The 625-nt window shown below is 74.2% G+C and carries 2 pseudogenes; one reads left to right on the top strand and one right to left on the bottom strand.

Annotated features, from left to right (window positions below):
- Positions 1–444, top strand: a pseudogene (locus HA630_RS01840) (PLP-dependent aminotransferase family protein); the annotation flags it as partial.
- A 19-nt stretch (positions 445–463) separates the two neighbouring features.
- Here the strand turns inward: HA630_RS01840 and HA630_RS22955 are convergent.
- A pseudogene (locus HA630_RS22955) lies at positions 464–625 on the bottom strand (FAD-dependent oxidoreductase); the annotation flags it as partial.

Raw genomic sequence — 625 nt, 5'->3', positions numbered from 1 at the left:
CCCAAGGCGCTGGTGGCGGCCTTCAAGGGGGCGCACTACGACCTGAACCGCCCGGGCCAGATGCCGCTGCAGGCGGCGCTGGCCGAGTTCATCGAAATGGGCCACTTTGCCAGCACCCTGCGCCGCGCCCGACAGACCTACGCCGAACGGCGCCAGCGCCTGGTGGACGCGCTGGCGCCGGTGCTGGCCAGTGGGCACGGGCGCATCCACGGCGCGGCACAGGGCCTGCACCTGTGCCTGCGACTGCCCGCCACGGTGGACGACCGGGCCCTGGCCCAACAGGCGGCCCAGGCCGGCCTGACGGTGCGGCCGCTGTCGGCCTACTGCCTGCAACGGCAGGACCTGCGTGGGCTGGCCATCGGCTACGGGTATGCGGCGCCGGCGCTGATCCCCCGTTACGCGGCGGCGCTGGTGCACCTGCTGCAGGCCACGCCGCGGGGCTGACGCGGCCGGTCGCGCCGGTTCAGCCCAAGGCATCCTTCAAGCGGTGCCACAGCATGCCCAGCGCCAACACCGGCGTGCGCAGCCGAGGCCCGCCGGGAAAGGGCCGGTGCCGCAGGCGGGCGAACACGTCGAAACGTTCGGCCTGGCCCTGGATGGCCTCGGCCACCAACTGGCCCGCCAG

This window comes from Aquabacterium sp. A08 (assembly GCF_011742065.1).
Note: the sequence above shows the minus strand (reverse complement) of the source record. Positions and strands in the feature narration are given on the sequence as shown.